We start from the raw sequence: 23593 nt of genomic DNA on the forward strand, positions 1-23593 counted from the left end.
GGGTGCCGTGCGGCGAGCACTCCGCGCGGAACCCCCGGCCACACCCACTCGGATTGGCTTGGTGGGCCGGGAGGGGCCGGCGGCTGTGCACGCCGGGCCGGCCCCTCCGCGGCCCTTGGTCACACGGCGACCGCGGCGAAGTTCTGCACCACCTCGTCGAGCGGTCGCCGTGTGGTGGCCGGAAGCGGTTCGGCGTTCAGCCGGGCCCAGCCCACGCGGCACACCACCTGCGGGTGCGCCCCGTCCAGTAGTTCCTTCGCCAGGATCGGCCGCACGTCGATGAGCCCGAGCGGGTCGGTCAGCGCGCAGCTCGCCAGGCCGAGCCCGGTGGCCGACAGCAGGACCTCGCTCAGCGCCTCCCCCGCGCGCAGGCGCGCCAGGCGGTCGTCGGCCTGGGTGCCGAGCACCAGCAGCACCGATTCGTGGTCGTAGTCCGGCACGCTCGGCGGCCAGTGCCCGCGCCAGGCGGCGAGTTCGAGCAGCACGGCCGGTCCCAGCAGCTGGTAGCGGGCGCATTCGGCGAGCGCCCGCACCAGCTGTGGCCGCGCCCTGCGGTCCGTGGCGGCGCGCACCTGCACACCGGTCGTCTCGGCGCGGTCGATCATCAGGGACAGGTGCGACTCCGGTGGTTGCCGCTTCTCGTAGCGGCGCCGGTCGGACCGCCGCCGCGGGATGGCCGCGGCCAGCGCGACCTCGTCGAAACCCGGCTCACCGCGGTACAGCTCGATCGCGGCCAGGTGCTCCGGTTCGGCCGGGTCCGGCAGCCGGTAGACCCGGGTGCGCCAGCCCTGCACGGCGAACCCGATCCGCAGGTGGTGCAGCGCGGCCCCGCAGGCGAGCAGCAGGTCCGTCCCGCGTGGATCGGTGTCGGCCACCTGGCGGTCGCGGCCGGCGTAGAGGTTCACCGTCCGCCCGCCGAGGCGCCACCGCCACGGCTGCGAGTTGTGCACCGAGGGCGCGCGCACGGCCAGCTCGATCGCGGTTCGCACGGTCCGCTCGTCGGGGTAGCCGGGGTCCATCACGCGCCTCCTCCACCGGGAAGGGTTCGCCAACGACCATCGCACGGCCGGTGCCCGGGGACGCAGGGCCGAAAGTCCCCGGAAGGCAGGGACTTCCGGGGGTACCGGTCAGGGCAGCGGCACCGACCAGAGCAGCCGGGTGCCCCCTTCGGGCGAAGCCTGCACGTGCAGCGTGCCACCGGCGTCCGCGGCCCGGGCCGCCAGCGCCGCGAGTCCACTGTGGACTGAGTCGGGTGAGATGCCGGTGCCGTCGTCGGTGACGCCGATGCTCAGTTCGTTCTCCACCGCCACCGCCACGGTCACCGACCGCGCCATGGCGTGCCGCACGGTGTTGCCCACCGCCTCGCGCACCACCGCTTCGGCGTGCACCGCCAGTTCGGGCGGGAGCACGCTGAGCGGACCGGACATCCGCACGATCGCCCGGACCCCGGAGTGCTCGGTCAGCTCGTCGATCACCTGCTGGAGCCGCCGCCGCAACCAGGTCGCCCCGGCCGGGTCGCCGTGCAGGTCGAAGATGGTGTTGCGGATCTCGCGGACCACCTCCTGCAGGTCCTCCACGCTTTCGGTCAGCCGCCGCCGGAGTTCCGGCGATTCCGCGGACCGGCCGAGTCCCTGCAACGAAAGGCCCACCGCGAACAGCCGCTGGATCACGTGGTCGTGCAGTTCGCGGGCGATCCGGTCGCGCTCGTTGAGCAGGTCCAGCTCGTGCCCGTGCACGTGCTCGCGGGCGGTCCGCACGGCCAGCGCGGCCTGCTCGGCGAAGCCGGTCGCCAACGGCACCCGGTCCGCGGTGAACACCGGCTTCCCCTTGTCCCGCAAGGCGATCAGCACACCGAGCGGCTCGTCCGCACTGGACAGCGGAACGGCCAGCGCCGCGCCGGACCGCTCGTCGAGCCCGGGCCCCGGGGTCACCGCGCGCCGGGCTTTCCCGGTGCGGAAGGCGGCTCCGCCGATCGTGCCGTCGAGCGGGAGGCGCAGGCCGTCGAACCCGGCCTCGTCCGCGCCGGCACAGGCGACCACCACCAGTTCGGCGGTACCGTCGTCGGGCAGCGCCAGCAGCACGTGGTCGGCGCCGATCAGCTCCAGCGCGCGGACCACCACCAGTCGCAGGACCTCGCCTTCGGTCACGCGAACCAGATTCGCACCCGGTGCCGCCGAAAGACAGCGCCGGTCAGGGGATCAGCGCCGCTGCCCGCGCAACCGGGTGGCCAGCACCGCGGCCTGCGTGCGCCGCTGCATGCCGAGTTTCGTGAGCAGCCGCGAAACATAGTTCTTCACGGTCTTCTCGGCCAGGTTCATCCGCGCGGCGATCTGGCGGTTGGTCAGCCCGTCGCTGATGAACCCGAGCAGTTCCCGTTCCCGATCGGACAACCCGGCCAGCGGGCCGTCGACCGCCACGTCCGCGCGCAGCTTGGCCATCAGCGCCGCGGCGGCGCGGTTGTCCAGCAGGGACAACCCGGAGCCGACGTCGTGCACCGCGGCGACCAGCCGCAGTCCGTCGATGTCCTTGATCACGTACCCACCGGCACCGGCGAGGATCGCGTCCAGCATGGCCTGCTCGTCGGTGAACGAGGTGAGCATCAGGCAGTTCAGCCCGGGCAGGCGCGAACGCAGGTCGCGGCACAGCTCCACGCCGTTGCCGTCGGGCAGGCGCACGTCGAGCACCGCGACGTCCGGGCGCAGCGCGGGGATCCTGGCCATCGCCTGCGCAGCCGTGCCCGCTTCGCCGACCACCTCCAGGTCCGGGTCCGCTTCGAGGAGGTGGGCCACCCCGCGCCGGACCACCTCGTGGTCGTCGACCAGGAAGACGCGGATCATCGCCCGTTGCCGATCCGGGTGCCGGACGCGAGCTTCACGGTGATCTTGAGGAACCGGTCGGCGGCCGAGGTCGGCCACGGCGTGCGCGCGGCCGCCGAGAGCCTGGCCACTTCCGCGTCGTCGGAGATCTCGGTGGCGTGGCCGACCACGCTCACCGTCCAGCCCGCGGTCAGGTCGTCGGAGAGCCGATCGGCCTGGAAGGCCACCACGGCGTTGCGCAGCGCCGCGGGCAGCTCGCTGTGCTCCGGGCTGCGGATGATCACCGCGCCCTCGCGCATCGTGTACGCGACCAGATCGATCGCCGGCATCGCGTGCTTGGTGTACACCACCCGCCCCACCCCGGCCCTTTCCAGCAGGCGCAGGCATTCGCCGTGGCTCAGCGACTCCGCGCGCGAACCGCCCATGTCGACCTCCGGTGTGCTTCCCCGACGCACCGGCTCAACCTGGCAAACCCGGTCCGGCCGGGGAAAGGGCCGAAAGTCACCGATCTTGGGGCTGGCTGCCCGCCTCGATCGCCTTTCGATTGTGTGCCGCGGCCACCGCTGTGTCGAGCTTCGCCGTCCGGCGGTCGTAGGTGAAAAATCCGTTCACCTCGTTCTCCACGTCGGTGGTCTGGGTGTAGATGGCACCCGAAAGGCCCACCGCGGGCACGAGTCGCGCGAGTTCGCGGCTCACTTCGGCGTAGCGCCGGGTCAGTTCCTCGGGGCTGCCGGTCATCTCGTACGCCATCGGCGGGCCGGGCCAGGTGTGCTCCGGCACCACCAGGCCCAGTCCGCCGTATTCGCCGTCGACGGTCACGCGCGCGTCGATGATTTCGGGGCGGCCGGGGCCGACGTAGGTGTGGTCGTCGTAGATGTCCCCCGCGCCGGTGTCGTGGTGCGAATGGCAGCAGTTCACGCCGCTGCTCGCGTTCACCATGCGGGTGGGGTCGGCTTCGCGCACCAGTGCGGAGATCCGCACGGTGTCGTACTCGCCCCAGCCCTCGTTGAACGGCACCCAGCCCACCAGCGAGGTGACCCCGCGCAGCTGGTCGATCAGTTCGAGCAGTTCGGCCTCGAACCGCCGCTGTGCCTCCGGTACGGGCGGCGCCTGCGGTCCCGGCGGGTTGTCCAGCACCACCGGCAGGGACGGCATGTCCTGCCAGACCAGCAGGCCGAGCTTGTCGGCCCAGTAGTACCAGCGGGCGGGCTCGACCTTCGCGTGCTTGCGGACGAAGTTGAAGCCGAGTTCCTTGGTCTGCTCCAGGTCGAAGCGCAGCGCGTCGTCGGTGGGCGCGGTGTAGACGCCGTCGGGCCAGTAACCCTGGTCGAGCGGGCCGTGCAGGAAGGTGACGCGGCCGTTCAACGCGATCCGCGGCCGTCCTCGCTCGTCGCGGGCGACGCCGATGGTGCGCAGCCCGGCGTACCCGCGGACCACGTCGTCGCCCAGCCGGACGGTCAGGTCGTACAGGTACGGGTCGTCGGGCGACCAGAGGCGCGGGGACGGCACCTCGACGCGGATGGCGCGACCGGCGGGCCCGTCGGCGCGGGCGACCTCGTCCCCGTCCGGCGTGCTGACCACGACCTCCACCCGGTCACCGCCGGACACGCGCGGGGTGACGGTGAGCCCGGTCAGGTCGCTGTCGACGTCGAGCCGCCGGACGTGGTCGGCCGGGACGGGCTCCAGCCAGACGGTCTGCCAGATGCCGGAGGCACCGGTGTAGAGGATGCCGCCGGGGGCCCGGCGCTGCTTGCCCAGCGGGAAGGTGCCGATGTCGACGCGGTCCTCGGCGCGGACGAGCACCTCCTGCGGTCCGTCCGCCCGCAGCGCGTCGGTGATGTCCGCGCTGAACTCGGTGTAGCCGCCTTCGTGCTCGGCGACCAGCTGGTGGTTCACCCAGACGGTGGCGCACTGGTCGACCGCGCCGAAGTGCAGCAGTACCCGCTCCCCCGCCCAGTCACCGGGGATTTCGAAGGTCCGGCGGTACCACATCAGGTCGTCGTGCCTGCCGATGCCGGACAGCGCGGATTCCGGCGGGTACGGCACCAGGATCCGCTCGCCGCGGCGGTGCTCGGTGGTGTACTCCCAGAGGCCGTTGAGGTTCAGCCAGCGCTCGCGGACCAGGCGCGGGCGCGGGTACTCGGGCAGGGCGTTGTCCGGGCCGACCTCGTGCGTCCATGGGGTGGGCAGAACGGTCTCCGCGGGCTTCCAGTCCGTGCTCATCACCCCCGATGCTGGCAAAGATCGGCCACGGCCGCACGGGACCGGCTTGACTCACGAGTAACCTGCCCCTCATGCGCGTGTTGATGCTCTCCTGGGAGTACCCGCCGGTTGTCGTCGGCGGTCTGGCCCGGCACGTCCACGCGCTGGCCAGGCACCTGGTCCGCGACGGGCACGAGGTGGTGGTGCTGTGCCGGCACGTGGCGGGCACCGACGCCTCGACGCACCCGCAGACCGATCGGGTGGTCGAGGGCGTGCGGATCATCCGGGTCGCCGAGGACCCGATGCACGTCACCTTCGAACGCGATCTGGTGGCCTGGACGCTGGCCATGGGCCACGCGATGATCCGCGCCGGGACCGAGCTGCTCCGCGGCTGGTCGCCCGAGGTGGTCCACGCGCACGACTGGCTGGTCACGCACCCGGCGATCGCGCTGGCCGAGGCCGCGCGGGTGCCGCTGGTCGGCACCATCCACGCCACCGAGGCCGGGCGGCACTCGGGGTGGCTGTCGCACCCGCTCAACCAGCAGGTGCACTCGGTCGAGTGGTGGCTGGCGAACCGGTCCGACGCGCTGATCACCTGCTCGCAGGCGATGCGCGCGGAGGTCGGGCACCTGTTCGAGGTGTCGCCGGAGGAGATCACCGTGATCCACAACGGGATCGAGGAGCGCGGCTGGCAGGTGCCCGCCGCCGAGATCGAGCACGCGCGGCGGACCTACAGCCCGGAAGGCGCTCCCCTGCTGCTCTACTTCGGCAGGCTGGAGTGGGAGAAGGGGGTCCAGGACCTGCTCGCCGCGCTGCCGCGCATCCGGCGCGACCACCCCGGCACGCGGCTGGTGGTGGCCGGCAAGGGGCGGCACCTGGAGGAGCTGGTCGAGCAGGCGAAGAAGCTGCGCATCCGGCGGGCGGTGGAGTTCGTCGGCCACCTGTCCGACCGGGACCTGCGCGCGGTGCTGTCCGCGGCGGACGCGGTGGTGCTGCCGAGCCGGTACGAGCCGTTCGGGATCGTCGCGCTGGAGGCCGCGGCGGCGAAGGCGCCGCTGGTGGCGTCGACCGCGGGCGGGCTCGGTGAGGTGGTCGTCGACCAGGTGACCGGGCTGGCGTTCACCCCGGGTGACGTGGCCGCGCTCGGCGCCGCGGTGGACGCCGTGCTGGCGGACGACCGGGCCGCGCGGCGCCGCGCCGCCGCCGCGCAGGCCCGGCTGGCCGCGGACTTCGACTGGTGCCGGATCGCCGAAGACACCGCGGCCGTCTACCGCCGGGCGCGGATCTCCGAACCCGAGGTACTGGGCCGCCCCAAAATCGCCACCGGCAACGCCTTCCCCAGCTGACGCCCCGGGGGCGCCCCCGAGGCGCCGGTCTGGTGCTGTGAATGTGGCTTTCACTGCGGATTCGGCAGTGAAAGCCACATTCACAGCGTCGGCGGGGGCGAGGCGGACACGGGGCGGGGGCGAGGCGGACGCGGGGCGGGGGCGGAGGCGCGGCGGGAGCGGGGAGGGGCGGGCGCCACTGGTGAGCGGGAGTGAAGAGCCCCCGTGGTCGCGGCTCCAGTCACGCGGCCACGAGGGCTGGTCTGCTGGACGGGCCGCTAGATCGGGCAGCGCACGCAGTCTGCCGCCGCGCGGGCTGGGGCGCCGCTCAGGGTCCACAGCGTGTGCGCGATGACGTCGGTGTGCCGGTCCAGCGAAGTGGCGTTGATGTTGCTCGTGGTGTCGCACGAGCGGTGGTAGCAGCGGTCGTAGGCCTGCCCGGCCGTGCCACCCCACTTCTGGGCCTGCGCCGAGGTCTTGATCCCCTCGGCCCCGCTGAACGTGCCGCCGGTCGGGATGTTGGCCCTGGCGAACGCGGCGTGGTCGGACCGCCCGCCGACGCTGGTCGGCTCGGTGGGCACGCCCTTCGCCTGGAACCCGGCCTTCAGCGTGTTCTCGATGGTGGTCGACCCGGCGGGCTGCCCCGAGCTCGAGTAGACGAAGTACGCCGGGTTCGGCGACCCCGTCATGTCGAAGTTCACGTAGCCCTTGATCACCGCGCGCTGCGCCGAGGTCAGGCTGTTCACGTACCGCGTCGAGCCGATCAGCCCCAGCTCCTCGGCACCCCACCAGCCGAAGCGCAGGTGCTTCTGCGGCTGCAGGTTCTGCTTGGCCACGGTCAGCGCGACCTCCAGCAACCCGGCCGAACCGCTGCCGTTGTCGTTGATGCCAGGCCCGACGGTGACGCTGTCGAGGTGCCCACCGGCCATGATCACGTTGTTCGGGTCACCGCCCGGCCAGTCCGCGATCAGGTTGTACCCGGTGGCGCCGTTGTAGCTGAACGTGTGGAGCTGCGTCTGGTACCCGGCGGCGTCGAGCTTGCCCTTCACGTAGTCGATCGAGGCCTTGTACCCGGCCCGGCCGTGGGCCCGGTTGCCGCCGTTCGCGGTGGCGATCTGCTGCAGTGCGGTGAGGTGGGCCTGCACGTTCGCCACCGGGATGTCCGGCGCGGCGAGCACGGGCGCGGCGGAGGCGGGCGCGGTCAGCACGGCGATCGGCAGTGCGGAAGCGGCCACCAGGACCAGCGCGTGACGCAGTTTCATCACGAGAGCTCCTCGGCGAGGGGGAGATGTCCGACTCGCCGGAGCCTGCCTGGTGGCCGAACGTGAAAACAATCCGGAACCCGCTAAGTAGGCGTACCTAAAGTTGCGGGTTCCGGATGTTTTCGACAGGTACTACGCGGTCAGGTACCGCGCGTAGGCCGAGGTGGTGAAGAACGCGGGCAGCTTCTCGCCGAGCGCGGTCTCGACGAAGATGTCCCGCGCGTCGTCGAGGCGGTTGCCCGCCCCCAGGTCGGCGTGAATGCGGCCGAGTTCCTCACGCAGCAGTTCGAAGGCCAGCTCGGTGGTGATCGCGGTGCCGTCGGCCAGCTTCGTGCCGTTGCGGATCCACTGCCACACCTGGCAGCGCGCGATCTCCGCGGTGGCCGCGTCCTCCATCAGGTTGGAGATACCGGCCGCGCCGGTGCCGCGCAGCCACGAGTCGAGGTAGCGCAGGCCGACGTTGATGTTCGCGCGCAGGCCGTCCTCGGTGACCTCACCACCCGCGCTGGCCACGTCGAGCAGGTCCTCGGCGGTGACCACCACGTCCTCGCGCAGCTTGCCGAGCTGGTTCGGCCAGCCGCCGAGCACGCCGTCGAACACCTCGCGGCAGACCGGGACCAGGCCGGGGTGCGCCACCCACGAACCGTCGAAGCCGTCCCCGGCCTCGCGCTCCTTGTCCTGGCGGACCTTCTCCAGCGCGTTCGCGTTGATCTCCGGGTCGCGGCTGGGGATGAACGCGGCCATGCCGCCGATGGCGTGCGCCCCGCGCTTGTGGCAGGTCCGCACCAGCAGCTCGGTGTAGGACCGCATGAACGGCACGGTCATGGTGACCTGCGCGCGGTCCGGCAGCACGAAGTCGGCACCGTGGTCACCGAAGTTCTTGATCACGCTGAAGATGTAGTCCCAGCGCCCGGCGTTCAGCCCGGCCGCGTGCTCGCGCAGCTCGTAGAGGATCTCGTCCATCTCGAACGCGGCGGTGATCGTCTCGATCAGCACGGTGGCCCGGATCGCGCCCTGCGGCAGGCCGAGTTCCCGCTGGGCGAAGCGGAAGACGTCGTTCCACAGCCGCGCCTCGCGGTGGTTCTCCAGCTTGGGCAGGTAGAAGTACGGGCCGCGGCCGCGGGCGAGCAGCTGGCGCGCGTTGTGGAAGAAGAACAGGCCGAAATCGACCAGGCTGGCCGAGACCGGGCGGCCGTCGATGCGGATGTGCTTCTCCACCAGGTGCCAGCCGCGCGGGCGGGCGACGATGGTGGCCGGCTCGTCACCGATGACGTAGCGCTTGCCGTTCTCGCCGGTGAAGTCGATGTCGCGGCGGATCGCGTCGTAGAGGTTGATCTGGCCGTCGATCATGTTGTGCCAGGTCGGCGCGTTGGCGTCCTCGAAGTCGGCCAGCCAGACCTTGGCACCGGAGTTGAGCGCGTTGACCGTCATCTTGCGGTCGGTCGGCCCGGTGATCTCCACCCGGCGGTCCTCCAGGCCGGGCGCGGCGGGCGCGATCTGCCACGACTCGTCGGCGCGGATGTGCGCGGTCTCCGGCAGGAAGCCGAGCTTCTCCTCGCCGGTGGCCAGCTTCTCCCGGCGCAGGCGGCGCTCGTCGAGCAGCTCACGGCGACGGCCGGCGAACTCGTTGTCCAGCTTGGCCACGAACTCCACCGCGGCCGGCGTGAGGATCTCGTCGAACCGGTCGGCGCTCGGGCCGGTCAGGTCGATGCGGTAGGCGAGCTTGTCGGACATCTGGTTCCTCCGGAACTGGCTTTCTCGCGGGAGAGGAGAAGAAGGGGAAGGGAAGCCGCCGGGCCACCCCAGTCGTGCGGGCGACTACGGGGGGCCGGGCCCGGCGGCTTCCGGGGACTGGCCGGGGCTCAGTGGAACTGGGCCTCTTCGGTGGAGCCGGACAGCGCGGTGGTCGAGCTGTCGGGGTTCAGCGCGGTGGCCACCTGGTCGAACCAGCCGGTGCCGACCTCGCGCTGGTGCTTGGTGGCGGTGTAACCCCGCTCCTCCGAAGCGAACTCGCGCTCCTGCAGGTCCACGTAGGCGGTCATGCCCTCGTTCGCGTAGCCCTTGGCCAGGTCGAACATCGAGTAGTTCAGCGCGTGGAAGCCGGCCAGCGTGATGAACTGGAACTTGTAGCCCATGTGGCCCAGCTCGCGCTGGAACTTCGCGATGGTCGCGTCGTCCAGGTGCTTCTTCCAGTTGAACGACGGCGAGCAGTTGTAGGCCAGCAGCTGGTTCGGGTACTTGGCCTTGATCGCCTCGGCGAACTTCCGGGCCACCTCCAGGTCGGGCTCGGAGGTCTCCATCCACAGCAGGTCGGCGTACTGGGCGTAGGCAAGGCCGCGCTCGATGCACGGCTCGATGCCGTTGCGCACCTTGTAGAAGCCCTCGGCGGTGCGCTCACCGGTGATGAACTTCTGGTCGCGCTCGTCCACGTCGCTGGTGATCAGCGTGGCGGCCTGGGCGTCGGTGCGGGCGATGATCAGCGACGGCACGCCGGCCACGTCCGCGGCCAGGCGGGCGGCGTTCAGCGTGCGCTCGTGCTGCTTGGTCGGGATCAGCACCTTGCCACCGAGGTGGCCGCACTTCTTCTCCGAGGCCAGCTGGTCCTCCCAGTGCACGCCCGCGGCACCGGCCGCGATCATGCCCTTCATCAGCTCGAACGCGTTGAGCGGGCCACCGAAGCCCGCCTCGGCGTCGGCGACGATCGGGGCGTACCAGTCGATGTCGGTGTTGCCCTCGGCCCAGGTGATCTGGTCGGCGCGGCCCAGCGCGTTGTTGATCCGGCGGACCACCGCGGGCACCGAGTTGGCCGGGTACAGGCTCTGGTCCGGGTAGGTCTGCCCGGACAGGTTCGCGTCGGCGGCCACCTGCCAGCCCGACAGGTAGATCGCCTTGAGCCCGGCGCGCACCTGCTGGACCGCCTGGTTGCCGGTGAGGGCGCCCAGCGAGTGGACGTAGTCCTCGGTGTGCAGCAGGTTCCACAGCTTCTCGGCGCCACGACGGGCGAGCGTGTTCTCCTCGACCACGCTGCCGCGCAGCTTGATCACGTCGGCCGCGCTGTAGGTACGGTCCACACCCTGCCAGCGGGGGTCGGTCTCCCACTGCTTCGCAAGCTCTGCCGCCGCCTGCTCCCTGTTGACCGTGTCAGCCATCTTTCCCACCTTTGCGAACTTTGCGATTACTCGCTTCCTGTTCCGACCATGACATGTGCTGCGGAAACGCGCCTAGAGCTCCAATTTGCCAAATTTTGCAAACTTTTCGTAGCATGCGAGCGAAGGTTGCGAACACGTAGTTCGCAGACCTGCGGAATCCCCCGAGCTTGATCGTTTACTTGATCGTTCAGGCCGGGAAACCTTCCGGAAAGGACCGGTTCAGTGGACAAAACCTTCGCCGGCGCGAAACTGCGCCACCTGCGTGAGACGCGCTCGATGAGCCAGGCCGACCTCGCCCGGCTGCTGGAGATCTCGCCGAGCTACCTCAACCAGATCGAGCACAACGCCCGTCCGCTGACCGTGCCGGTGCTGTTCCGCATCACCCAGGCCTTCGGCGTGGACGCCGAGTTCTTCGCGAACAACGACACCGCGCGCCTGGTCGCCGACGTGCGCGAAGCCCTGCTCGACGAGTCGCTCGGCGTGCAGGCCACCACCGGCGAGATCAACGAACTGGCGACGAACCTGCCGTCGATCGCCCAGGCGCTGGTCCGGCTGCACCGGCGGTACCGGGACGCGGTGGAGAACACCGCGGCGCTGGTGGCCGAGGACGGCAGCGGGGTGCACGGCAGCGCGGCCGGTCCGCTGCCGCACGAGGAGGTGCGCGACTTCTTCTACGAACGCGAGAACTACGTCGCCGAGCTGGACGAACGCGCCGAGCGGATGGCCGCCGAGCTGCCGCTGCGCCGGGGTGAGGTGCTGTCCGCGCTGCGGGACCGGCTGACCGAGCGCTACGGCGTGCACGTCACCAGCGAGGGCATCGACGAGGCGGTCGGCGAGCAGCACCGGTACGAGCCGCACGCGCGGGTGCTGCGGATGGCGCCGAGCCTGCGGGTCGGGCAGCAGGCGTTCCGCATGGCCTCGCAGATCGCGCTGCTGGAGTACGACGACCTGATCGCCGAACTGGCCGATTCGTGGGCGTTCTCCGGTCCGGCCGCGCGCTCGCTGGCGCGGGTGGGGCTGGCGAACTACTTCGCCGGCGCGCTGATCCTGCCGTACGAGCAGTTCTACCGGCGGGCCGAGGAGTACCGGTACGACATCGAGCGGTTGTGCGACCACTTCGGGGTCGGCTTCGAAACGGCGTGCCACCGGCTGTCCACCCTGCAGCGGCCGAAGATGCGCGGGGTGCCGTTCTCGTTCGTGCGGGTGGACCGCGCGGGGAACATGTCGAAGCGGCAGTCGGCGGCGGGGTTCCACTTCTCCCGCGTCGGCGGGGCGTGCCCGCTGTGGAACATCTACGAGGCGTTCACCTCACCGGGCAAGATCCTGACGCAGATCGCGTCGCTGCCGGACGGCAAGAGCTACTTCTGGATCGCGCGGACGATCTCGCGGAACATCGGCGGCTTCGGGTCGCCGGGGAAGATGTTCACCGTCGGCCTGGGTTGTGAACTCCGCCACGCGCGGCGGCTCGTCTACTCGACCGGCCTGGACCTGGACGACCGGGCCGCCGCCACGCCGATCGGCATGGGGTGCAAGGTCTGCGAACGCCCGGCCTGCCCGCAACGCGCCTTCCCGACGATCGGCAAGCAGCTGACGGTCGACGAGAACACGAGCACCTTCGTGCCGTACCCCGCCGTGCCGAAGCCGTGAACGTGGCTGGCGGCGTGCAGTGAATGTGGCTTTCACTGCGCCTGACGCTGTGAAAGCCACATTCACTGCACGCCCCTCCCCCGATCGGGGCAGCGCGTGCCCGGAGTAGGTTCCCCGGCATGCAGGGTGTGCGCACGGCGGAAGTAAGCGCGGAACTGGTCGATCAGGCCGCGGAACGGCTGGCCGGGGTGGTCACCAGGACCCCGCTCGAACCCAGTTCCCGGCTCTCCGCGCAGATGAACGCCCGGGTCTGGCTCAAGCGCGAGGACCTCCAGACCGTCCGCTCCTACAAGGTCCGCGGTGCCTACAACTTCATCGTGCAGCTCGACGAGGCGGTCCGCGCCCGTGGGGTGGTCTGCGCCAGCGCGGGCAACCACGCGCAGGGCGTCGCCTACGCGTGCCGCCGGCTCGGGGCCAACGGCCGCGTTTTCGTGCCGCGCACCACACCGCGGCAGAAGCGGGAGCGGATCGCCACGCTCGGCGGGGCGCACGTCGAGGTCATCGTCACCGGCGACTCGTACGAGGACGCCTCCGCCGAGGCCAAGCGCGAGGCCGAGCGCACCGGCGCCACCCTGGTGCCCGCCTTCGACGACCCGCGCACGGTCGCCGGGCAGGGCACCGTCGCCCGCGAGATCGTCGCGCAGCTGGGCTTCGCGCCGGACGTCCTGGTGGTGCCGGTCGGCGGTGGCGGGCTGCTCGCCGGGATCGTCACCTGGATGCGCGAACGCCACCCGACGACCCGGATCGTCGGCGTCGAGCCCGCCGGGGCCGCCTGCCTGGCCGCCGCGCTCGAAGCCGGTGGGCCGGTGCGGATCGACACCGTGGACTCCTTCGTCGACGGCGCCGCGGTGGCCCTCGCCGGTTCGGTCACCTACCCGCTGATCCGCGACAGCGGTGCCGAGCTCACCACCGTCGAAGAGGGCGGGGTGTGCACCGAGATGCTGGAGCTGTACCAGTCCGACGGCATCATCGCCGAACCCGCCGGCGCGCTGGCCAGCGCCGCGCTCGGCGCGACCGTGGAGATCGGCGCCGGGGAGACCGTGGTCTGCGTGGTCTCCGGCGGCAACAACGACGTCAGCCGGTACAGCGAGATCCTCGAGCGGTCACTGGTCCACAAGGGACTCAAGCACTACTTCCTGGTCGGCTTCCCGCAGGAACCCGGTGCGCTGCGCCGCTTCCTCGACGAGGTGCTCGGCCCGGAGGACGACATCACCCTGTTCGAGTACGTCAAGCGCAACAGCCGGGAGACCGGCCCGGCGCTGATCGGGATCGAGATCGAGCGCCCGGCCGACCTGCCCGGCCTGCTGGACCGCCTCGAAGCCAGCCCGCTCCAGGTGGAACGGGTGGAACCGGGCAGTCCCCTGTTTCACTTCCTGCTCTAGTCGTCCAACCGGGCTTCGGCGGCCGCGGTGCCGATGTTGGGGCCACGCGGCGGGATCCGGTCGTACTCGGCCGGGTCCAGGTTCCGCACGTGCCCGCTGGCGATCGAGGACAGCATGCCGTCCAGTCCGATGTAGACGGACTTGGTGAGCACCGCGCGGTGCTTCTGGCCCAGCGTCTGGGTCTGCCCGCGCACCTCGAACAACACCGTGCCGCTGCCGTTCAGCGCGAACGAGCCGAGCCCGGTGCCGGGCAGGTTGGTGTCCTGCGGGTACAGGGTGATGTTCCCGAACACCGGCCGGTTGTTCGCCGCGCCCTGCAGCGCGTTGTTCACCGCCACGTTCAGCTGCTTCGAGTACTTCAGGTCGTACTTCGGGGCGTACTTCTCGTAGCCGGGCGTGGTGGCCGGGTCGTCGACGAACTTGCCGGAGATGGACAGCGTGACGAACTCGTCGGGGTCGTCCGGCATCACGTAGCAGGCGCCCTGGTGGTGCAGGTCGACGTAGGTGTCCACCTTGCCGAACTCGGCGGTCAGGCCGCGGTAGACGTCCCGCACGATGGAGGTCTCCGGCGAGAGGTACCAGCCGGTCTGCGCCGAGGTGCCGGGGAAGTCCTCCTTGCGCGGCACGTAGTTCAGGTCGGGGTTGTAGTCGCGGTTGATGTCGAACCCGGGCCGCTGCGAGTAGTCGTCACCCTGCAGCGAGCCGGTGTAGTAGTTCCACGCGGGCTGGACGCCCCGCAGCTGCGGGTGGCGCGCGGTGACCTCCTGCCACGACATGTCGTTCCCGCGGCGGTCGAGTTCAGCTCCGTCCGGGTTCATCTTCGGGATGGCGACGATGGTCAGCTCGCTGCGCCAGCGCTTCGCCTTGGCCGAATCGCTGGTGCCGACGAAGTCCAGCAGGTCGAGGATGGCGTCCGTGCCGGTCTTCTCGTTGCCGTGGATCTCGCTGGTCAGCAGCACGGCCTTGGGGCCGGTGCCGACGCGCGCCGAGTAGATCTCGCGGCCGCGGTTGCTCCGGCCGAGCTGGTCGACCTCGACCTTGCCGCCGCTGGCGCGCTCGATCCGGTCGAGCTCGATGCCGAGTTCGCGGTGGTCGGTGAACTCGTTGACCGGCAGCTCGCGCGGGGTTTCGCTGCACTGGGCGGCGGCGGTGTAGAGGCCGTCGTCCGGCGCGGCGACGGCCGGCGCGGCGGTGCCGAGCAGGGCGATGCTGGACAGGGTGACCAGGACGAAGGCTGAACGTCTGCGTACGCGCACGAGCTGCTCCTCCACTTCGGGGTGGGGCTCGATGCTAGTTAGTTACAGCAACGAACGGAATCCTCCGTTCGTCCGGTTTGCCGCTAGTTCGAGGTGAGGTCGCGCAGCGTCTTTTCGAGGGCCTTGTCCGCCTTGCGGGCCATGTCGCGGACGGCCTCCCGGCGTTCGGCATCGGCCTCGTAGTCGGCGCGGCGGTCGCGCACCACGCGCGCTGGTGAGCCGACGGCGATGGCGTAGTCCGGGATGTCGCCGCGCACCACCGCGTGCGCGCCCAGCACGCAGCCCCGGCCCACCCGGGTGCCCTTGAGCACCGAGACCTTGGTGCCGATCCAGGTGTCCGGCCCGATCCGCACCGGGGACTTCACGATGCCCTGGTCCTTGATCGGCAGCGTGATGTCGGTGGTCACGTGGTCGAAGTCGCAGATGTAGACCCAGTCGGCGACCAGCGTGGCCGCGCCCAGCTCGATGTCGAGGTAACCGTTGACCACGTTCTGCCTGCCGAACACGGCCTTGTCCCCGATGCGCAGCGAACCCTCGTGGCAGCGGATCGCGTTGCCGTCGCCGATGTGCACCCAGCGGCCGATCTCCAGCCGCCCGTACCCGGGGCGGCAGTGGATCTCCACGTCCTTGCCGAGGAACACCATGCCGCGCAGGATGATGTGCGGGTTGAGCAGGCGGAACTTCAGCAGCCGCCAGTACCGGACCAGGTACCAGGGCGTGAACGCCCGGTTGCGCAGCACCCAGCGCAGCGAGTCGGCGGTGAGGAACCGGGCCTGCCGAGGGTCGCGCCGCGCGCGCCGCCACGCCTTCGCCCTGGCCACCACCGGGGAACCCCACATGGATGTCATGGGGCTGACCGTAACCTGTAGCCGTCGGCGGGTGACAGACCAGGGAGCGGGCGAGTGGGGACGAAACTGATCATCGACACCGATCCCGGGGTCGACGACGCCTTCGCGCTGGCGCTGGCCGCGCGCAGCCGCGAGGTCGACCTGATCGGCGTGACCACGGTGTTCGGCAACGTGCCGCTGGCCTCGACCACGGAGAACGCCCGCCGCCTGCTGAACCTGTTCGGCCGCGCCGACGTGCCGGTCGCCGCCGGGGCCGAGCGCCCGCTGGTGCACGCGCAGAGCCGGGCCTCCTCGGTGCACGGCGCGGACGGGCTGTCCGGCCGGTCGTCCTCGCTGGCCGCCGCCGAGCGCGAGCTGGAGACCGCCGACGCGGTCAGCATGCTGGTCTCGCTGCTGGAGCGCGCCGACGAGCCGGTGACCATCGCGCCGATCGGCCCGCTCACCAACATCGCCCTGCTGCTGGCCGCGCACCCGCGGATCCGGGACCGGATCGGGCGGCTGGTGATCATGGGCGGCGCGATCGGGCGCGGCAACATCACCGGCGCCGCCGAGTTCAACGTGTGGGCCGATCCCGAGGCCGCCCGCCGGGTGCTGGTCGAGGAGCGCGTGCCGGTGACGCTGGTGCCGATGGACCTGACCCGCCGCTGCGCGGTGTCCACCGACTGGCTGGCCGAGCTGGCCGACGGGGATCCCGTCGGCGAGGTGCTCGTCTCGCTCACCGGCGACTACCTCGACCACTACCGCAAGGAACTCGGTTACGACGGCATCGTGCTGCACGACGCGGTCGCGGTGGCCGAGGCGATCCGGCCGGGGCTGCTGGAGACCGAGCGGTTCCCGGTGGACGTGGACTGCTCGTTCGGCCCGTACCGCGGCGCGACCCTGCTGGACCAGCGTCGTTGGACACACCGGGAAGCCAACGGCGAGCCGGAAGGCGCGTCGATCGAAGTCGCCGTCGACACCGATCTCGACGGCCTGCGCCAGTTCGTGCTCGACGGGATCAGGGGGTAGTGGTGGCGGAGGAAACCAGGCAGCGGCCGATCCGGCGGGCGCTGGTCATCGCGCTGGTCGCGGTGGCCGTGGCGACCGGGATCTTCGTGCTGGCCAACCGCCAGGACAGCGCACCACTGGCGAACACCGCCGCTCCCCCGGCGTCCCCGGAGCCACCGCTGCCCGCGCCGTCGCAACCGCAACCCCAGCCGGGCGCGGCACTGCCCGCGTCGCCGGGCAAGCAGCTCGACGACTGGGCCGCGCAGTACTCGACCTGGCTGGAGATCCCGCAGCGCTCGATGCTCGCCTACGCCAAGGCGACCATCACCATGGGCCAGGAGCAGCCCGGCTGCCACGTGTCCTGGGTGACGCTGGCCGGGATCGGCAAGAACGCCAGCGACCACGGGCGCGTCGGCGGCGTGATCGGCGAGGACGGCCGCCCGGCGCAGCCGATCGGCACGGTCGACCTGCTGGACTTCAACGGCAAGGTGGTCTCCGAGCCGGACGCCAACGGCCCGATGCAGCTCACCCCGGCCGTCTGGGACAAGTGGGCGCGCAGCGCGAGCGGCGCGGGCGCCCCGGATCCGCAGAACCTCGACGACGCCGCGCTGACCGCCGCCCGCGCCCTGTGCGCCGACGGCGGCCGCGACCTGTCCGACGGTCCCACCTGGTGGAACGCGGTCGGTTCGCTGCAGGACGCGCCGTTGTTCCTGCACCGCGTGCTGGCCACCGCGAACGTCTACGGCACGGTCGCGAAGACCGACGCGCCGCCGAAGACCTCGGTGCTCAAGGCGGTCTACTTCGCCATCGAGAAGATCGGCCTGCCGTACGTGTGGGGCGGCAACGGCATCGAAGGCGGGCACGAGGGCTTCGACTGCTCGGGCCTGACCACCGCGGCCTACGGCAACGCGGGGATCACGCTCAAGCGCACCGCGCACTGGCAGTACGGCAGCGTGCCGCTGGTGCCGGTCGAGGAGGAGCCGCAGCTCGGCGACCTGGTGTTCTTCGGCAACCCGTCGACGAAGATCCACCACGTCGGCATCTACGTTGGCAACAAGCAGATGGTGGATGCGCCGACCTTCGGGCAGGCCGTCCAGGTCCACGCCTACCGCCGCCCCGGCGACGACTACGCGGGTGCGGGGCGCCCGGCGGTCTGAGGCTCCATCTGGTTCCGCGCGCAGACGAGCGTGAGCTTGCCGCCGGGCCGGCGTGACTGGCTGAGCTCGGCGGCCTCGTGGATCTGGTCGAGGGGGTAGGAGCGGGCGACCGAGACGGTCAGCACGCCTTCGCCGGCCAGCCGGGCAACGCCATCACCAGCCAGCGCGGCAACGCGTTCGGCCATGCCATTGCCGTAACCGGTCACCTGGGCCCCGATCTCTTCCAGTGCGGCGGCCCGTCTCGGTCCGGCGGTAGCGATCACCCGGGCACCCCGGTGCAGCGCGAAGCGCACCGCCGCCTCGCCCACGGTGGAGCCCGCGCCGTGGACGAGCAGCAGCTCACCCGGCTGGACGCCGCGGCGTCGACTCCGGCGAGGCGCGCTTCATCATCGACGTGGCGATCGCCATCTCCCGGCGCGCCACCTCCCGCTGGCTGGCCGCCCCGGGCGCGACCCTGTCCGAACTCGTCGCCCGAGCCGCCGCCGAACTGCGCGAAGCGGTCACACCGCGAACCCCGACCGTCGACTGAGCAGACCGGCCCCGGCAAAAGGAGTGGACGGACCGCCGCGTGCACTTGTAACTTGCGCTCGATCCGTGACGCCGCCCGAGGAGGTGAGACCCATGAACGCTGTATCGACGTGGGTGCTCCCCCTTCCCGTCACGGCCGGGCGATCGACGTAGGTGTCGCCGGGAGCACAGGTACTCCCGAAGGGTTACACCTCCATGATTGACGTGATCATCGCCGGCTGCGGGCCTGCCGGCGCGATGCTGGCCGCCGAGCTGCGACTCCACGACGTCCGGGTTCTCGTGCTGGAGAAGGAAACCGAGCCGGCGTCGTTCGTCCGCATCGTCGGGTTGCACATGCGCAGCCTCGAAATCATGGCGATGCGCGGCCTGCTGGACCGCCTCCTCGAAATCGGACGACAGCGTCCGGCCGCCGGGTTCTTCGCCGCCATCGCCAAACCCGTGCCCGACGGGCTGGATTCCGCGCACGCCTACCTGCTCGGCATTCCGCAGCCGGTCATCGTCCGGCTCCTCGAAGAACACGCCACCGGACTGGGCGCGCAGGTCCGGCACGGTTGCGAGGTGAGCGGTTTCGAGCAGGACGACGAAGGCGTGACCGTCGAACTGACCTCCGGCGAACGGCTGCGGTCGCGCTACCTCGTCGGCTGCGACGGCGGGCGCAGCACGGTGCGCAAGCTGCTCGGCGTCGGCTTCCCCGGCGAGCCCTCGCGAACCGAAACGCTGATGGGCGAACTGGAACTGAGCGCGCCGCCGGACGAGATCGCGGCCAAGGTGCGCGAAGTCGACAGGATCCAGCTCCGGCCTTTCGGCAACGGTGTCTACAGCGTCGTGGTTCCCGCCGCCGGAGTCGTCGACCGCGCGGAACCACCGACCCTGGAGGACTTCCGGCGGCAACTGCGTGCCGTCGCCGGTACCGATTTCGGCGTGCACTCCCCGCGCTGGTTGTCCCGTTTCGGCGATGCCACGCGACTGGCCGAGCAGTACCGCGTCGGGCGGGTGCTGCTGGCGGGCGACGCGGCCCACATCCATCCGCCGACCGGCGGGCAGGGCCTCAACCTCGGTGTGCAGGACGCGGTCAACCTCGGCTGGAAGCTGGCCGGGCGGATCCGCGGCTGGGCACCGGACGCGCTGCTGGACACCTACCCGGCCGAACGCCGTCCGGTCGCGGCGGCGGTGCTGGACAACACCCGCGCCCAGATGGCGTTGTCGTCCCCCGAACCGGGCGCGCGGGCCATGCGGCGGCTGCTCACCGAACTGATGGACTTCAACGAGGTGAACCGCCACCTGATCGAGAAGATCGCCGCGGTGGACATTCGCTACGACTTCGGGGACGGCCCCGAGCTGCTCGGCCGTCGCCTGCCCGACCTCGACGTGGGACAAAGCCGCCTCTACGACCAGTTGCACGCGGGCCGCGGCCTCCTGCTCGACCGCACCGAACGGCTGACCACCGGCACGTGGTCCGACCGGGTCGACCACCTCACGGACGCCGACCTGGACTTCCCCGCCGTTCTGCTCCGCCCCGACGGTTACGTCGCCTGGATCGGTGACGACCAGCGAGACCTGGACGACTATCTGGCCCGCTGGTTCGGCAGGTAGCGGCCAGTTCGGGAACGGTCCCCACCGTCGACGGCAAGCTTGCCCGCAAGTCATCGCGGAGGAGGGTCCGGTGGGCAGGCAGGTCAAGATCGCGCGGGCGATCATGTACGCGCAGGCGGTGGCCTCGCTCGGGATCTGGGTGGTGCAGGTGCTGACCGTCAGCGCGCGCCTCGACCACAACCAGGAGGTCGCGGGCTCGGTGTGGTTCGTGCTCGTGGTCAACCCGGTGATCGCGGTGCTCGTCGCGGTGGCCGCCACCTTCCTGACCCGGCGCCCGTGGGCACGCGGGCTCGCCGTGGTCATGGAGGTGGTGGGCGCGGCGGGGGCGCTGGTCAGCGTGGTCACCGGGTACTACCAGGCGGTGTTCGCGATCCTGCTGGCCATCGGCGTGCTGGTGCTGGTGCGGTCGGGTTCCGCGCGATCGGTGCAGCCCGCATGAGGGCGCGCCTGGCCGCCGTCGCCGGCGCGGTCGTCCTGGTCGCCGGCGGCTGCGCCGGCCCACCGCCGACGAAGTGCAGCGGGGGTTTCTGCTCGGGGCCCGCCTACTGGCCGAGCACCGCCACCCAGATCGAGAACGGTTTTGTGGCCGTGTTGAGCGCCGTAGGCGTGGTCCCGATCGTGCCCCGCAGCGCCAACGGCCCCGCCCGCCGGACCAGCCGGGGCTGAGGCGCTTCCCTCAGTCTTGCGCGCCAGGGGTGAGCAGGACGATCGGGATCTCACGCGTGGTCTTCTGCGCGTACTCCTCGTACAGCGGGAAGATGCCCACCATCCGCGGCCACAGCACCTCGCGCTCGGCCGGGGTGGCGACCCTGGCGCGCGCGGTGAACCGGCGGTCGCCCGCCTGCACGCCGACGCTCGGCTCCGCCACGAGGTTCTTGAACCACGCAGGATCGTCGTCGTCACCGCCCTTGGAGGCGACGACCACGAAGTCCTCGCCCGCCTTGCCGTAGATCAGGCAGGTGCGGCGCGGAATGCCGGTCCGGCGCCCGGTGGTGGCGAGCACGAGCGTGTGGACGCCGTTCGATTCGTGGCCCTCGGCGCCGTCGGAGGCGAGGTACGCGCGGGTCTGCTCGGCGACCCAGTCCCACTGCGAGTCGGTGGCGCGGTCAAGATCAGCGGCGACGGCCATGGCGGAGGTCCTCCCGGTCACGCGGCCTCGTCGTGGCCGCTAGTACCCCTGGAACGGAGCCGTTGCGGCGTTCTCGACAGGGGCTAGACGTGACCCGGGTCACATTATCGACCACAGCGGTCCAAACGCTTCCAGGGCCAGTCCGACGCGAGCCAATCCGCGACGGCATCGGCCAGTGGCCCGTCGAGGGCGGACCTGTCGGCCCGCACCCAGGACTGCACCGAGACGTCCCACTCCGCGGAGTCCGGCGGATACAGGTAGACGCACCCGATGACGTCGTCGCCCTCCAGCACGGTGAACGTGAACCCGACGCGGCGCGTGAAGTCGTCCGCGTGGCGGCGGAGGTCGGCGAGGTTCCGTTCGAGCGTCATGCCGTCGCGCGGTGGCCAGTCGCCGTCGGGATAGCCGGGCGTGGCGCGGATGTGCTCGATGCTCGACATCCACGCGGCGTGATCGGCCTCGTTGTGCCGCGGCCCCAACGGTTCGAGCCGGAACCGCTCGGTCACCAACCCGGTCGGCGGCACAAAATCGGCTGGCACGAACGCGGTCATGGGCGGGAGCGTAATGCGCTGGACAGCTCCCCCGCACCCGAGTTTCTCTTCCCAGGAAAGGAGCCCTCGTTGAGCAGCACACCGGATCTCGGACCACTCCCCCGGCGCGTCACCGTCGACGCGACACAGGTGCGGCGGTTGGTCGCCGAGCAGTTCCCGGAATGGGCCGGCCTCCCGGTCCGGCCGGTCGCCGCCAACGGCTGGGACAACTTCACCTTCCACCTCGGCGACACCATGCTCGCGCGGCTGCCGAGCGCCGCCGAATACGCGCTGGCGGTCGACAAGGAACACCAGTGGCTTCCGGCACTCGCGCCCCGGTTGCCGCTGCCCGTTCCCGTCCCGCTGGCGAAGGGACGTCCCGGCGCCGGCTACCCCTTCCCGTGGTCGATCTACCCCTGGCTCCACGGCGAACCCGCGCACGCGGACCGCATCGCCGACCCGGTCCGCTTCGCCCTCGAGCTGGCCGACTTCCTGCTCGCCTTGCGGAACGTCGATGCCGCCGACGGTCCCCAGCCGGGTAAACACAACTGGTTCCGAGGCGACACCCTGCGCACCTACGACGCCCGGACCCAGCGCGCGCTCACGGCACTGGGCGATCACGCCGACCCGGCCCGCGAAATCTGGGCGACCGCACTGGAATCCCACTGGGACGGGCCCGACCGCTGGTTCCACGGCGATGTCGCCCCGGGCAACCTCCTGGTCGAGGACGGCCACCTCGCGGCCGTCATCGACTTCGGGACCTGCGGGGTCGGCGATCCCTCCTGCGACCTCGCCATCGCCTGGACGCTGCTGACCGCCGACGGCCGTCAAAGGTTCCGCGAACGCTTGGCCGTCGACGAGGAGACCTGGGCACGTGGGCGCGGCTGGGCCCTGTGGAAGGCGCTCGCCCAGAACGACGACGCCACCCTCGGTCAGCTCTTCGCCGACCACGCGCGCGTCACCCCAGGTGGTCGTTCTCCCCGCTGACCCAGGCGATGTACCGCTCCGCCGACCGCCGCACCGCGCCCTTGGCGTCGCTGAGGACCTTGCGGCCGAAGAGCCCGTAGATACGGTCGAACTCGTACGGCTCCAACCGCTCCACGATGCGCCGCACCAGGCCCGCGGACAGGGGGATCGTGTTCGGGTAGCTGCGCATGAACGTCACCCAGCCCTCGGCGGCCACCGGCACGATGGTGTCCCCGGTGAGCAGGGCACCGCCCGCCACGTGCGCCACCGCCGCCCCGGGGAAGTGCCCGCCCGCCTCGATCAGCGTCACGCCGGGCAGGACCTCCTCGGTCCCCGACCACTCCCGGAGCACCGGGTCCTCCCGCCGCACCCACCGCCGGTCGGCCGCGTGCACCAGCACCGGGACCCCGCCGAGCCGGTGGCTCCAGCTCACCTGCGACGCGTACATGTGCGGATGGCTGGCCACGATCACCGCGGCGCCGCCGAGTTCCTCGACCTTGGCGGCCAACGGCTCGTCGAGGTGGTTCGGCGGGTCCCACATCAGGTTGCCCCGCGGCGTCCGCACCAGGTGCGTCCACTGCCCGATGCCGAACGCCGGTTCCCGGTTGAGGCGGTGGATGCCGGGCTCCAGTTCTTCGTGCACCAGCCGGTGTTCCTCGGCGGCCAGCTCGGCCAGCGTGGTCCACGCCTGGCCGGCGGCGGGCACCCACTGCCGCTCGTCGGCGCAGATCGCGCACACCCCGGCCGGGGCTTCAGCGGTGTCGGGGTGCTCCACGCCGCAGGTCCGGCAGATCCAGATCGTCATCGCCCCAGCCT

24 protein-coding genes are annotated in these 23593 nt (G+C 71.2%); 10 read left to right on the plus strand and 14 right to left on the minus strand.

Annotated features, from left to right (window positions below; genetic code table 11):
- Nucleotides 1-119 precede the first annotated feature (119 nt).
- From JYK18_RS02465 to JYK18_RS02485, 5 genes are all read right to left on the minus strand, one after another.
- On the minus strand, nucleotides 120-1019 hold the full coding sequence (locus JYK18_RS02465) for an NAD(P)H nitroreductase (RefSeq protein WP_206800171.1): 900 nt from the start codon (nucleotides 1017-1019) through the stop codon (nucleotides 120-122).
- Between the two features lie 108 nt (nucleotides 1020-1127).
- Nucleotides 1128-2147 carry a GAF domain-containing sensor histidine kinase gene (locus JYK18_RS02470; protein ID WP_206800173.1) on the minus strand — a complete coding sequence of 340 codons (1020 nt, stop codon included), beginning with the start codon at nucleotides 2145-2147 and terminating at the stop codon, nucleotides 1128-1130.
- A 51-nt stretch (nucleotides 2148-2198) separates the two neighbouring features.
- On the minus strand, nucleotides 2199-2837 hold the full coding sequence (locus tag JYK18_RS02475; protein ID WP_206800177.1) for a response regulator transcription factor: 639 nt from the start codon (nucleotides 2835-2837) through the stop codon (nucleotides 2199-2201).
- Nucleotides 2834-3241, minus strand: a complete 408-nt coding sequence (locus JYK18_RS02480) for a pyridoxamine 5'-phosphate oxidase family protein (RefSeq protein ID WP_206800179.1) — start codon at nucleotides 3239-3241, stop codon at nucleotides 2834-2836. Before JYK18_RS02480 ends, JYK18_RS02475 begins: the two co-directional genes overlap by 4 nt.
- Before the next feature lie 76 nt (nucleotides 3242-3317).
- Nucleotides 3318-5039 carry a glycoside hydrolase family 2 protein gene (locus JYK18_RS02485; protein ID WP_206800181.1) on the minus strand — a complete coding sequence of 574 codons (1722 nt, stop codon included), beginning with the start codon at nucleotides 5037-5039 and terminating at the stop codon, nucleotides 3318-3320.
- Between the two features lie 71 nt (nucleotides 5040-5110).
- Between JYK18_RS02485 and JYK18_RS02490 the strand changes: the two genes are divergently transcribed.
- A complete protein-coding gene (locus JYK18_RS02490; protein WP_206800183.1) occupies nucleotides 5111-6364 on the plus strand; it encodes a glycosyltransferase family 4 protein in 1254 nt (417 codons plus the stop codon).
- A gap of 257 nt (nucleotides 6365-6621) precedes the next feature.
- On the opposite strand, the gene JYK18_RS02495 is transcribed toward JYK18_RS02490, so the two are convergent.
- The 3 genes from JYK18_RS02495 to aceA form a co-directional block, all read right to left on the minus strand.
- Entirely contained in the window at nucleotides 6622-7605 is a 984-nt protein-coding gene (locus JYK18_RS02495) for a M28 family metallopeptidase (RefSeq protein WP_206800185.1), read from the minus strand.
- 132 nt (nucleotides 7606-7737) lie between these two features.
- Nucleotides 7738-9339 (minus strand): malate synthase A, encoded by a 1602-nt coding sequence (aceB, locus tag JYK18_RS02500; RefSeq protein WP_206800187.1) that lies wholly within the window; start codon nucleotides 9337-9339, stop codon nucleotides 7738-7740.
- Between the two features lie 128 nt (nucleotides 9340-9467).
- The gene (gene aceA / locus JYK18_RS02505; protein WP_206800189.1) at nucleotides 9468-10754 is read right to left on the minus strand and encodes an isocitrate lyase; all 1287 of its coding nucleotides are present in this window, start codon (nucleotides 10752-10754) and stop codon (nucleotides 9468-9470) included.
- 222 nt (nucleotides 10755-10976) lie between these two features.
- Between aceA and JYK18_RS02510 the strand changes: the two genes are divergently transcribed.
- Both JYK18_RS02510 and ilvA read left to right on the plus strand, forming a co-directional pair.
- Nucleotides 10977-12401 carry a short-chain fatty acyl-CoA regulator family protein gene (locus JYK18_RS02510; protein WP_206800191.1) on the plus strand — a complete coding sequence of 475 codons (1425 nt, stop codon included), beginning with the start codon at nucleotides 10977-10979 and terminating at the stop codon, nucleotides 12399-12401.
- Between the two features lie 119 nt (nucleotides 12402-12520).
- Nucleotides 12521-13783, plus strand: coding sequence for a threonine ammonia-lyase IlvA (ilvA, locus tag JYK18_RS02515; protein WP_206800200.1), 1263 nt, complete (start codon nucleotides 12521-12523; stop codon nucleotides 13781-13783).
- On the opposite strand, the gene JYK18_RS02520 is transcribed toward ilvA, so the two are convergent.
- Nucleotides 13780-14985, minus strand: a complete 1206-nt coding sequence (locus JYK18_RS02520; RefSeq protein WP_242579603.1) for a M14 family zinc carboxypeptidase — start codon at nucleotides 14983-14985, stop codon at nucleotides 13780-13782. The two genes, ilvA and JYK18_RS02520, sit on opposite strands and share 4 nt — an antisense overlap.
- Nucleotides 14986-15122: 137 nt before the next feature.
- Nucleotides 15123-15887, minus strand: a complete 765-nt coding sequence (locus JYK18_RS02525) for an acyltransferase (protein ID WP_206800211.1) — start codon at nucleotides 15885-15887, stop codon at nucleotides 15123-15125.
- 54 nt (nucleotides 15888-15941) lie between these two features.
- Between JYK18_RS02525 and JYK18_RS02530 the strand changes: the two genes are divergently transcribed.
- Both JYK18_RS02530 and JYK18_RS02535 read left to right on the plus strand, forming a co-directional pair.
- Nucleotides 15942-16895, plus strand: a complete 954-nt coding sequence (locus JYK18_RS02530) for a nucleoside hydrolase (protein ID WP_206800221.1) — start codon at nucleotides 15942-15944, stop codon at nucleotides 16893-16895.
- A 2-nt stretch (nucleotides 16896-16897) separates the two neighbouring features.
- A complete protein-coding gene (locus tag JYK18_RS02535) occupies nucleotides 16898-18031 on the plus strand; it encodes a C40 family peptidase (protein ID WP_206800223.1) in 1134 nt (377 codons plus the stop codon).
- On the opposite strand, the gene JYK18_RS02540 is transcribed toward JYK18_RS02535, so the two are convergent.
- The gene (locus JYK18_RS02540) at nucleotides 18001-18324 is read right to left on the minus strand and encodes a hypothetical protein (protein ID WP_206800224.1); all 324 of its coding nucleotides are present in this window, start codon (nucleotides 18322-18324) and stop codon (nucleotides 18001-18003) included. The genes JYK18_RS02535 and JYK18_RS02540 overlap by 31 nt on opposite strands.
- Nucleotides 18325-18425: 101 nt before the next feature.
- On the opposite strand from JYK18_RS02540, the gene JYK18_RS47425 reads away from it, so the two are divergent.
- The 4 genes from JYK18_RS47425 to JYK18_RS02555 all read left to right on the plus strand — a co-directional run bounded on the left by JYK18_RS47425 (nucleotide 18426) and on the right by JYK18_RS02555 (nucleotide 20818).
- Complete coding sequence (locus tag JYK18_RS47425) at nucleotides 18426-18560, plus strand: hypothetical protein (RefSeq protein WP_277992144.1); 135 nt, start codon at nucleotides 18426-18428, stop codon at nucleotides 18558-18560.
- A 194-nt stretch (nucleotides 18561-18754) separates the two neighbouring features.
- Nucleotides 18755-20152 (plus strand): FAD-dependent monooxygenase, encoded by a 1398-nt coding sequence (locus tag JYK18_RS02545; RefSeq protein WP_206800226.1) that lies wholly within the window; start codon nucleotides 18755-18757, stop codon nucleotides 20150-20152.
- Between the two features lie 70 nt (nucleotides 20153-20222).
- Nucleotides 20223-20591, plus strand: a complete 369-nt coding sequence (locus JYK18_RS02550) for a hypothetical protein (protein WP_206800228.1) — start codon at nucleotides 20223-20225, stop codon at nucleotides 20589-20591.
- On the plus strand, nucleotides 20588-20818 hold the full coding sequence (locus JYK18_RS02555) for a hypothetical protein (protein WP_206800230.1): 231 nt from the start codon (nucleotides 20588-20590) through the stop codon (nucleotides 20816-20818). Before JYK18_RS02550 ends, JYK18_RS02555 begins: the two co-directional genes overlap by 4 nt.
- Before the next feature lie 10 nt (nucleotides 20819-20828).
- On the opposite strand, the gene JYK18_RS02560 is transcribed toward JYK18_RS02555, so the two are convergent.
- Together JYK18_RS02560 and JYK18_RS02565 are read right to left on the minus strand one after the other, a co-directional pair.
- On the minus strand, nucleotides 20829-21302 hold the full coding sequence (locus JYK18_RS02560) for a nitroreductase family deazaflavin-dependent oxidoreductase (protein WP_374194981.1): 474 nt from the start codon (nucleotides 21300-21302) through the stop codon (nucleotides 20829-20831).
- Between the two features lie 83 nt (nucleotides 21303-21385).
- Nucleotides 21386-21832: a GNAT family N-acetyltransferase gene (locus JYK18_RS02565; RefSeq protein WP_206800232.1), complete on the minus strand. Its 447-nt coding sequence runs from the start codon at nucleotides 21830-21832 to the stop codon at nucleotides 21386-21388.
- A 69-nt stretch (nucleotides 21833-21901) separates the two neighbouring features.
- Here JYK18_RS02565 and JYK18_RS02570 point away from each other — a divergent pair, with 69 nt between their 5' ends.
- Nucleotides 21902-22798, plus strand: coding sequence for an aminoglycoside phosphotransferase family protein (locus JYK18_RS02570; protein WP_206800234.1), 897 nt, complete (start codon nucleotides 21902-21904; stop codon nucleotides 22796-22798).
- Here the strand turns inward: JYK18_RS02570 and JYK18_RS47430 are convergent.
- Nucleotides 22770-23582, minus strand: coding sequence for a hydrolase (locus JYK18_RS47430; protein ID WP_206800242.1), 813 nt, complete (start codon nucleotides 23580-23582; stop codon nucleotides 22770-22772). The genes JYK18_RS02570 and JYK18_RS47430 overlap by 29 nt on opposite strands.
- Nucleotides 23583-23593: the final 11 nt, after the last annotated feature.

It is taken from the genome of Amycolatopsis sp. 195334CR (assembly GCF_017309385.1).
In the GTDB taxonomy this organism is placed as follows: Bacteria; Actinomycetota; Actinomycetes; order Mycobacteriales; family Pseudonocardiaceae; genus Amycolatopsis.

What these genes read in the sequence shown, in the direction of transcription:
- ilvA (WP_206800200.1), top strand. Translation starts at nt 12,521, where the DNA reads ATGCAGGGTGTGCGCACGGCGGAAGTAAGCGCGGAACTGGTCGATCAG.
- JYK18_RS02490 (WP_206800183.1), top strand. Translation starts at nt 5,111, where the DNA reads ATGCGCGTGTTGATGCTCTCCTGGGAGTACCCGCCGGTTGTCGTCGGC.
- JYK18_RS02485 (WP_206800181.1), bottom strand. Translation starts at nt 5,039, where the DNA reads ATGAGCACGGACTGGAAGCCCGCGGAGACCGTTCTGCCCACCCCATGG.
- aceB (WP_206800187.1), bottom strand. Translation starts at nt 9,339, where the DNA reads ATGTCCGACAAGCTCGCCTACCGCATCGACCTGACCGGCCCGAGCGCC.
- JYK18_RS02555 (WP_206800230.1), top strand. Translation starts at nt 20,588, where the DNA reads ATGAGGGCGCGCCTGGCCGCCGTCGCCGGCGCGGTCGTCCTGGTCGCC.
- JYK18_RS02565 (WP_206800232.1), bottom strand. Translation starts at nt 21,832, where the DNA reads ATGACCGCGTTCGTGCCAGCCGATTTTGTGCCGCCGACCGGGTTGGTG.
- JYK18_RS02475 (WP_206800177.1), bottom strand. Translation starts at nt 2,837, where the DNA reads ATGATCCGCGTCTTCCTGGTCGACGACCACGAGGTGGTCCGGCGCGGG.
- aceA (WP_206800189.1), bottom strand. Translation starts at nt 10,754, where the DNA reads ATGGCTGACACGGTCAACAGGGAGCAGGCGGCGGCAGAGCTTGCGAAG.
- JYK18_RS02480 (WP_206800179.1), bottom strand. Translation starts at nt 3,241, where the DNA reads ATGGGCGGTTCGCGCGCGGAGTCGCTGAGCCACGGCGAATGCCTGCGC.
- JYK18_RS02495 (WP_206800185.1), bottom strand. Translation starts at nt 7,605, where the DNA reads ATGAAACTGCGTCACGCGCTGGTCCTGGTGGCCGCTTCCGCACTGCCG.
- JYK18_RS47430 (WP_206800242.1), bottom strand. Translation starts at nt 23,582, where the DNA reads ATGACGATCTGGATCTGCCGGACCTGCGGCGTGGAGCACCCCGACACC.
- JYK18_RS02525 (WP_206800211.1), bottom strand. Translation starts at nt 15,887, where the DNA reads ATGACATCCATGTGGGGTTCCCCGGTGGTGGCCAGGGCGAAGGCGTGG.
- JYK18_RS02465 (WP_206800171.1), bottom strand. Translation starts at nt 1,019, where the DNA reads ATGGACCCCGGCTACCCCGACGAGCGGACCGTGCGAACCGCGATCGAG.
- JYK18_RS02545 (WP_206800226.1), top strand. Translation starts at nt 18,755, where the DNA reads ATGATTGACGTGATCATCGCCGGCTGCGGGCCTGCCGGCGCGATGCTG.